This window comes from Streptomyces incanus, from assembly GCF_042656345.1.
GTDB classification, from domain to species: Bacteria; Actinomycetota; Actinomycetes; order Streptomycetales; family Streptomycetaceae; genus Streptomyces; species Streptomyces incanus.
On the sequence record NZ_JBHSPC010000067.1, the window covers coordinates 55,823 to 64,082 of the forward strand.

Below are 8,260 nucleotides of genomic sequence, written 5' to 3' on the forward strand. Positions count from 1 at the left end.
AAGATTTGGGCGTACGCACAAGACGGGCGTCTCATTCGCTCGCCTAAGACGATCGTCTTGCGCGAACGAATCGCCACCGAATAGCCTCCGACCATGGGAAATCGTGAAGACCTGCTCGCCGGGGCCCGCCGCTGCCTGGAGGAGAAAGGGTGGGCACGCACCACCGTCCGCGACATCACGGCCGCCTCCGGCGGGGTCAGCATGGCTGCCATCGGCTACCACTTCGGCTCCCGCGAGGCGCTGCTCAACGCCGCACTCATCGACGCCATCGACGAATGGGGCACCTACACCGGCCGCACCCTGGCAGCCTTCGGCGCGAAGGAAGCCACACCCGCCGAGCGGTACGAGGCGATGTGGGACGGGATCATCGAGTCCTTTTCCACGCACCGCACTCTGTGGCTCGCCTCGGTCGAGGCACTCGCCCAGGCCGAGCACTCCGAGGACCTGCGCCGCTACCTCGCCGGGGGCCAGGTCCAGGGGCGGCGGGGCCTTGCGGCCATCCTCTGCAACGTCGAGGAGGACGCAGTCGACGATGAAGCGGCGCGCACGCTGGGCGCCGTCCAAATGGCTCTGCTCACCGGTCTGATGACACAGTGGCTCACTGACCCCGATCGGGCCCCCACCGGCGCCGACATCGTTGCTGGTCTGCGCGCGTTGGCTCGTATTGTCGGACCCGACCATCCCTGATGCTCCAACAGACGCACGTGATTCGAGGTCGGCAGTGTCGGGAAACGACCGTCTGCCGATACTCACCACCGTGATCACGAACCCGCAGATCGGCAGTGTCGGCAACGCGTATCGGAAATCAACGTCGGAGAACGGCACTTCGGATAGTTTCCGACAGCACTCATTGGCTGCTGCCGCATCTCGACGGCCGACCAGAACCCTGATCATCAGATCGACGCCCTGCTGCGGGCCGGCGTCGACCGCGACCACATCCACGTCGACACCGCGAGCGGCGCAAAGGCGTCCCGCCCTAAGCTCGACCTCGTCGTGCAGCTGCTGCGGCAGGGCGACACGCTGAAGGTCACCCGGCTCGACCGGCTCTCCCGCTCCGTGCTGCACCTGGTGATCCTCGGCACCGACCTGCGTGAGCGCGGCATCGGGCTGCATGTCATTGAGCAGGGCATCGACACCTCCACCATGGAAGGCCGCGCGATGTTCGGGACGCTGTCCGTCCTCGCCGAGCTCCAGCGCGAGCTGATCGTGGCCAACACCCATGACGGGCTCGCATCCGCGCGGGCCCGCGGCCGGGTCGGCGGGCGCCGGCCGAAGCTCACCGAGGACCAGGCCGCGCTCGCCCAACAGCTTTACGACGCCCGCGAGAAGACCGTCCAACAGATCGCCGACCTGTTCGGTGTGTCGCGGTCGACGGTGTACGGACACCTCGACAAGACCAAGAGCGTGCCCCGCCAGCCCAAGAAGACCTTGGTCACGAAGCCCTGATCGCTACTCTGCACCTGAGGTCAGAGAGAGGAGCCCGGGACCGCATCAAGAGGTCCACGCGTCACTTCCGTTGAGCGGAAGCGGGTCCGCCGGGAGGAAGCGGCCGCCGCCGGGGCGGATCGCGTCGAGCACCTCGTCCTCGGGCACCCTCGACCAGCCGGCGCCGTGAAGGGTGATCGCGGTCGGCCTCTGGGTGCAGGTCGCACAGCGCCGCTGCGAGGCCGTGGGAGCAGGCGGTGCGGCCGCCGTTGCTCCGTACGTGGAGGCGGTCGACGACCAGTCGTCACACGGCGTCGCCCTCGGGCCGGAAGCCCGCGGTGCCGGGTACGCCCGCCCGGTCGGGGAGGAAGCCGGTGACGTCCTCGCCGAGCCGGTTGGCGGTCGGTTCCCGGCGGGGCAGTGCCACGGTCATCGCCCTTCCGGCCAGCCGGTGTAGGCCTCCGCGAGGTAGGTCGAGCCCGCGGTCGAGCCGGTCACCGCGGCCAGTTCGCCCTCCTGGCGCCGTACGTCGAACGGGGTGGCCTCCGGCAGGATGTGCAGCATCGTGGTCATCCAGTACGAGAAGTGCTGCGCCTTCCAGACCCTGCCGAGCGCCCGTTCGCTATAGGCCTCCAGTGGGGCGGTGTCACCGCTCTCGACCGCTCTCTCGAGTTCCTCGGCCAGGACCCGCACATCGGCGAGTGCCAGGTTGAGGCCCTTGGCGCCGGTCGGCGGCACGGTGTGCGCGGCGTCACCGGCGAGCACCAGCCGCCCGTGGTGCATCGGCTCCTGGACGAAGCTGCGGAACGGAAGCACCGTCCTGGAGGTGATCGGCCCCTCCTCGAGCGTGTGCCCGTTGGCCCCGACGCGCGACTGGAGCTCGTCCCATATCCGGTCGTCGGACCAGGCGGCGGCGTCCTCCGCGGGGTCGCACTGGAAGTACATCCGCTGGACGGTCTCGGTGCGCTGGCTGATCAGTGCGAAGCCGCGCGGCGAGTGGTTGTAGATCAGTTCCGGAGCGCTGGGCGGCGCCTGGGCCAGGATGCCGAACCAGGCGAACGGATACTCGCGGAAGTACTGCGTGCGCCGGGCCTCCGGCACCTCGCGGCGGCACAGGCTGCGTGACCCGTCGGCGCCCACCAGGAAGTCGGCGCGTATCTCGTGGGCGGTGCCGTCGGCGTCGGTGAACCGCATGGCCGGGGTGTCGGAGGTGAGGCCGTCGACCGACACGTCGGTGACGCCGAACCGGACGTCGCCGCCGTCGCGTTCGCGGGCGTCGGCGAGGTCGAGGAAGACGTCCGTCTGGGGGTAGAGCTGGGTCGAGGCGCCGACCAGATCCTGGAAGTCGATCCGGTGGGCGCCCCCGCCGAAGGCGAGTTGTATCCCGTCGTGGCGGTGGCCGTCGCGGTGCACCCGGTCACAGACGCCGGTGCCGGCCAGCAGGTCGACCGAGTCCTGCTCGAGGATCCCGGCGCGGTGGGTCTCCTCGATCTCGCGACGGCTGCGCAGGTCGACCGCGACGGAATCGATCCCGGCACGGGCGAGCAGGTGGGAGAGCATGAGCCCGGCGGGACCGGCACCGACGATGCCGATCTGCGTACGGCTGTGGACGCGCGAGGATGACATGGCCGTCATTCTGCGTCCGTCCGGGCCGCCCGGCCAGGGACCTCTTCCGTCCAGTGGAAACGGATCGGCCGTCGCGGGCCCGGCACATAATGGCCGGCCGAAGATCGATCCGTGTTTCACACGGCTGACGGAGCAGGGCGGTAAGGAACATGTGGCCACGGGTCGGCGGTATGCGCGCACTGGAACTCGGCACCCCGGGCGGGTTGCGTGACGAGTTGAACTCTCTCGTCCTGGCCGGACGGAAGACCGCCACGACCGGCCTGCTGGCCGAGTACGTCGAGGAGACCGAAGGGCTGGAGTTCGTCGGTGAGCGGCTGGCCCTGCTGAACGACGATGGCCGTGCCGTCGCCACGATCGAGATCACTGGTGTGCATCTGACGTCCTTCGCGGAGGTCACGTGGGAACACGCTGCCGTCGAAGGCGAGGGCGACGCTTCCCTCGAGGACTGGCGGGCCGGCCATCGTCGCTTCTGGGAGCGCGAGGGCACCCCGGTGGAGGACGGCACTCCCCTCGTGTGCCTGACCTTCCGGGTGGCGCGGGCCGCCTGACGCTCCCGGCGACCCCCCGCCTCCTCCCCCGACACCGCCGCCCCGCTCCCAGCGGGGGCGGCGGTGTCCGGCTGTGGGCCGACTTTCGCGCCTCTGCACAGCAGACCTCCCGTTGCGCACCAGTGGAGATCCGGCGTCCGTCCCGGAAAACTAAACCTAGACAGGTGTCAAATTTTTGGTTAGGTTGGCCGGACTTCACCCGCTGGAAGGCAGAACTTGCCGTGACGCGGCAGGTCCACACCTCAACGACGAGGGGATCGTCTATGGAACTCGACGGCAGGATCGCGGTCGTGACCGGTGCGGCATCGGGCATGGGCCTGGCCGCCGTGAAGGCCCTGGCGGGAGCCGGTGCCACGGTCTACGGAATGGATCTGAGGCAGGAGAATCTCGACCGCGCCTTCGACGGCCTGGAGCGGGTTCGGGGCCATGCCGCGGACGTGTCCGACTCCGCCGCGGTGAACCGGGTCTTCGACCGGGTCCGGGAGGACCACGGCCGGCTGCACATCCTCGTGAACGCCGCCGGTGTCGCCACGCCGAACAAGGAGAAGCAGGCGTGGGTGGACGGGATCAACCACCGGATGACCGAGTCCTTCAAGACCGGTGAGACCTACCACCCGGAGTTCCTGGGCGGCATCTCCGACGAGGACTTCGACCGGGTCGTCGCGATCAACCTCAACGGCACCTTCTACGCGATCCGTGCCGCCGTGCCGCTGCTGAAGGAGAGCGGCAGCGGTTCGATCATCAACTTCGCCTCCGTGGCGGGGCTCATCGGTCTGCCGATGCCCGCCTACTACCCGGCGTCCAAGGCCGCGGTCGTGGGCCTCACCAAGGCGGTCGCGGCCGAGCTCGCCCCGTTCGACATCCGGGTCAACGCCCTGGCCCCGGCCGGCATCAGAACCCCCATGCTCACGGCGTCCGGCGACGACCACGTCCAGGCGTTGCTCGCCCTCCAGCCGTTGAAGCGGCTGGCGGAGCCCGACGAGATCGGCCGCACGGTCCTCTTCCTCGCTTCGGACGCGGCAGGGCACTACACCGGCCAGACGCTGGCGCCCTCCGGCGGCGCCCTCATGCTCTGACGCGCCTCGCCGACACCCTCAGCACACCGGACGGAGAAGAACCAGTGCAGCACACCGAGGCCCCGGAACCCACTGTCACCCTCACCGAGACGCCCGGCGTCGAACGCCGCTTCCTCGAGGTCCTGGACGACACCATCCGCGCGGACATAGAGAACGGCGCCTACCACGGGGCGAACATCATCGTGGCCCGCCACGGCGAGATCGCCCTGCGCGGCACCTACGGTCTGGCCGACGTCGGGGCCGACCGCCCGACCCGGCGCGACGACGTCTACCGCATCCTGTCCATGTCCAAGGGCTTCACCAACGCCTTGGTCTTCCGGGCGCTCAGCGAGGGCAGGCTGATGCTCTCCACCCGCGTCGTCGACCTCATCCCCGAGTTCTTCGGCACCGAGCCGTTCCGTGCGGCGCGCAAGGACCGGATCAACCTCGCCCACCTGCTCACGCACCGGGCCGGCATGCCCGCCACGCCCAACCCGGGCCTCGGCCCGGAGGGCTTCGCCGTGCTGGCCGATGTCATCGAGGCGTTGGCCGGCGTCGACGTCGTGCATGAGCCGGGCACGAACCTGAACTACTCGGCGGCCATCAACCACGCGCTCATGGGCGAGATGGCCCGGCGCGCCTACGGTGCCGACTCGTTCCGGGAGCTCATGCGGGAGAAGGTCTTCGACCCCATCGGCATGGCGCACACCCGGTTCGGGATGCCCGAGAAGTGGCGTGACCGGGGCGTGCCGCTGAAGGTCATCGTCGCCAACGACTCCTGGCTCAAGCCCGAGGACATCGAGTGCCTCAACGACGTCATCGACCGCGAGGACGCCGAGATGCCGTGGGTCGGCGCGGTGTCCACCATCGACGACGTCTTCGCCTTCACCGAGATGCTGCGCACCAAGGGGCGGACCGCTTCCGGCGAGCAGCTCATCGGGCAGTCGGTGCTGGACTTCGCCGTGACCAACCAGACCGGCGACCAGATCAACGACCTGTACGGCATGGTCGCCGCCGCCCGCAAGTGGGACCTCCCGCCGGGGAACATGGGCCTGGGCATGGCCCTCGCCGGCACGGGGACGCACGCGCGCTTCTTCGGCCCGTTCGTCTCCCCGGGAACCTTCGGTTCCTACGGGGCCGGTTCGTCCCTGCTGTGGGTGGACCCCGTCTCGGGCATGTCCTTCTGTTTCCTCTCCTCCGGGGTGATGGACGAGGGCGACAACGTCGCCCGGTTCCAGAAGCTCTCGTCGATCGCCGCCTCCGCGGCAACCAGCGTCTGACCCGCGAAAGGACCAGGCCATGACGTCACTGCAGGAAGAGGCCCGTCCTGTGGGCCGCTGCCCCGTCGCCCACGGTTTCGACGCGATGGGCGACGACTACTACCGGGACCCGGCCGGCCACCTGGCCACGGTCCGGGACACCTCTCCGGTGTTCTGGTACCCGCACCTCAACGCGTGGATCGTGACGCGGCGGGACGACTGTCTGACCGTCCTCTCGGACTGGCGGACCTACTCGTCGGCGGCCAACTCGGCCGCGGACGTGCCGGAGAAGCACCATGGGATCTACCCGCCGGATCTCGTGTCGAAGATGATCGTGGGGCAGGACCCGCCCGGCCACACCGAAACGCGTTCCGTGGCCCAGCGGGGCTTCGTCAAGGAGCGCATGGACCGGCTGCAGCCGGAGATCGAGGCCAGAGCGCACCGCATCATCGACCGGTTCGAGAACCGGGGTTCGGCGAATCTGCTCGAGGAGTACTCGCTGGAGCTGACGACCCAGACCATCATGGCGCTGCTGGGTCTCGGCTACGAACACGAGGCGATGATGCGGCAGTTGCGCGACGACCTGTTCGCCGTGCTGTCGTCCGCGCACGAACCGCTGCCCGAACCGGGGCGGACCGAGGTGTGGGACCGCTTCGTCGAGGCCAACCTGACGCTGCGTGCCCTCGTGGACGAGCGGCGCGACTCCGACGCCGACGACATCATCTCCGTGATGGCGTCGGCCAGGGCGAAGGACGGCTCGTACGCGCTGCCCACGCCACAGATCGCCCTGCACGTCTCCGAGTTCGCCGCGGCCGGCACGGACACCACCGCCCAGGCGATGACCAATGCGGTGATCTTCCTGTCCCAGAACCCCGGGGCGCTGCAGGACGCACTCGCCGAGCCGGAGCTGTGGCCCCGGGTCTTCGAGGAGACGGTGCGGCGGCGCCCGTCCTCGACGTTCACCTCCCGCCGGGTGACGCGCGACGTGGAACTGTCGGGCGTGAAGATCTCGGCCGGTGACATGGTGTGGGTAGCGCTGGCCTCGGCCAACACCGACCCCCGGCACGTCGACCGGCCCTTCGAGTTCGACATCCACCGTCCCGATCCCACCGATCACCTGGCCTTCACCGCCGGACGGCACACCTGCCTCGGCAATCCGCTCGCCCGCGTCCAGGGGGCGACGGGGCTGCGCGTGCTCTTCGAGCGGCTGCCGTCGCTGCGTCCCGACGACAGCGACGAGCTGGACTTCCTGCGCATGGCCCTGCTCCCGGTGCGCCGGTCGCTGCACGTGCACTGGGACGTCGCGGACGTCGAGCGGTCCCGGACGCGCACCGTGCGCACGCTCAATCTGGAGGTGACGGAGCGCACCGAGGCGTCGGACGGTGTCGTCGCCCTGACCCTGAGCCACCCGGACGGCGGGGACCTGCCACCGTGGAAAGCCGGTGCCCACATCGACGTCCATGTGCCCGGCGACGACAGCGGACGGGACGGGACCGGCGGGAAGGGTGAGCCGTGGGTGCGTCAGTACTCGCTGTCCTCCGACCCCGAGGACCGCACCACATACCGCATCGGTGTGCTGCGGGAGGAGGCCGGCCGAGGCGGGTCGGCTGCGGTGCACGACGCGCTGGCCGCCGGTTCCCGGGTCACCGTGTCCTGGCCGCGCAACAACTTCCGGCTCCTGCCCTCGCCCCACTACCTCTTCATCGCCGGGGGCATCGGCATCACCCCGATCCTGCCCATGATCCGGGAGGCCGAGCGTGCCGGGGCCGAATGGGACCTCGTCTACGGCGGGCGCACCCTCGCTTCGATGGCCTTCTGCGACGAGCTGGCCGTCCACGGCGACCGGGTCACGCTGCTCCCCCAGGACCGGCACGGGCTGATCGACCTGGCCGGCCTGCTCGGTGAGGTGCGCGACGACACGCTCGTCTACGCGTGTGGGCCCGAGCCCCTGCTGCGCGCCGTCGAGGAGAACACCGCCCACTGGCCGAAGAACTCCCTGCGCATGGAGCGGTTCGCTCCCAAGCCCGTGGAGCGCACCGTTCCCGACACGCCGTTCCAGGTGGAGTTCGCCGAGTCCGGGACGGTCGTCGAGGTGGGTGCGAACGAGACGATCCTGGAGGCCGCGGAGAGGACCGGACTGCCCGTGGTGTCCTCCTGCAAGACCGGGACATGCGGCACCTGCGAGACGCGCATCGTCTCCGGCCGGGCCGACCACCGGGACTCGATCCTCACCGCGTCGGAGCAGGAGACCAACGAGACCATGCTGATCTGCGTGTCCCGGGCCGAGGCCGGGTGCCCGCGACTGGTGCTCGGCGGCTGACGCCGGCGGCGCCACCCGCTTCCTCGC

General features: G+C 69.7%; 8 protein-coding genes. 6 read left to right on the forward strand and 2 right to left on the reverse strand.

What is annotated here, in order from left to right; translation table 11 throughout:
* Positions 1-93: 93 nt before the first annotated feature.
* Complete coding sequence (locus ACFP2V_RS21615; protein ID WP_381214862.1) at positions 94-687, forward strand: TetR/AcrR family transcriptional regulator; 594 nt, start codon at positions 94-96, stop codon at positions 685-687.
* A gap of 162 nt (positions 688-849) precedes the next feature.
* On the forward strand, positions 850-1,446 hold the full coding sequence (locus ACFP2V_RS21620) for a recombinase family protein (RefSeq protein ID WP_381214920.1): 597 nt from the start codon (positions 850-852) through the stop codon (positions 1,444-1,446).
* A gap of 283 nt (positions 1,447-1,729) precedes the next feature.
* Here ACFP2V_RS21620 and ACFP2V_RS21625 read toward each other — a convergent pair whose 3' ends face one another.
* Together ACFP2V_RS21625 and ACFP2V_RS21630 are read right to left on the reverse strand one after the other, a co-directional pair.
* Positions 1,730-1,858 (reverse strand): hypothetical protein, encoded by a 129-nt coding sequence (locus ACFP2V_RS21625; protein ID WP_381214865.1) that lies wholly within the window; start codon positions 1,856-1,858, stop codon positions 1,730-1,732.
* Entirely contained in the window at positions 1,855-3,051 is a 1,197-nt protein-coding gene (locus ACFP2V_RS21630; protein WP_381214868.1) for a 4-hydroxybenzoate 3-monooxygenase, read from the reverse strand. Before ACFP2V_RS21630 ends, ACFP2V_RS21625 begins: the two co-directional genes overlap by 4 nt.
* Before the next feature lie 170 nt (positions 3,052-3,221).
* Between ACFP2V_RS21630 and ACFP2V_RS21635 the strand changes: the two genes are divergently transcribed.
* The 4 genes from ACFP2V_RS21635 to ACFP2V_RS21650 all read left to right on the forward strand — a co-directional run bounded on the left by ACFP2V_RS21635 (position 3,222) and on the right by ACFP2V_RS21650 (position 8,233).
* Entirely contained in the window at positions 3,222-3,599 is a 378-nt protein-coding gene (locus ACFP2V_RS21635) for an ASCH domain-containing protein (RefSeq protein ID WP_381214872.1), read from the forward strand.
* Positions 3,600-3,862: 263 nt separating this feature from the next.
* A complete protein-coding gene (locus tag ACFP2V_RS21640; protein WP_381214875.1) occupies positions 3,863-4,675 on the forward strand; it encodes an SDR family NAD(P)-dependent oxidoreductase in 813 nt (270 codons plus the stop codon).
* Between the two features lie 44 nt (positions 4,676-4,719).
* Positions 4,720-5,934 carry a serine hydrolase domain-containing protein gene (locus ACFP2V_RS21645; RefSeq protein WP_381214880.1) on the forward strand — a complete coding sequence of 405 codons (1,215 nt, stop codon included), beginning with the start codon at positions 4,720-4,722 and terminating at the stop codon, positions 5,932-5,934.
* A 19-nt stretch (positions 5,935-5,953) separates the two neighbouring features.
* Entirely contained in the window at positions 5,954-8,233 is a 2,280-nt protein-coding gene (locus ACFP2V_RS21650; protein ID WP_381214883.1) for a cytochrome P450, read from the forward strand.
* Positions 8,234-8,260: the final 27 nt, after the last annotated feature.

Bases quoted from the DNA above. Each gene is read 5' to 3' on its own strand.
- ACFP2V_RS21640 (WP_381214875.1), top strand. From the start codon at position 3,863: ATGGAACTCGACGGCAGGATCGCGGTCGTGACCGGTGCGGCATCGGGC.
- ACFP2V_RS21615 (WP_381214862.1), top strand. From the start codon at position 94: ATGGGAAATCGTGAAGACCTGCTCGCCGGGGCCCGCCGCTGCCTGGAG.
- ACFP2V_RS21630 (WP_381214868.1), bottom strand. From the start codon at position 3,051: ATGTCATCCTCGCGCGTCCACAGCCGTACGCAGATCGGCATCGTCGGT.
- ACFP2V_RS21625 (WP_381214865.1), bottom strand. From the start codon at position 1,858: ATGACCGTGGCACTGCCCCGCCGGGAACCGACCGCCAACCGGCTCGGC.
- ACFP2V_RS21650 (WP_381214883.1), top strand. From the start codon at position 5,954: ATGACGTCACTGCAGGAAGAGGCCCGTCCTGTGGGCCGCTGCCCCGTC.
- ACFP2V_RS21635 (WP_381214872.1), top strand. From the start codon at position 3,222: ATGCGCGCACTGGAACTCGGCACCCCGGGCGGGTTGCGTGACGAGTTG.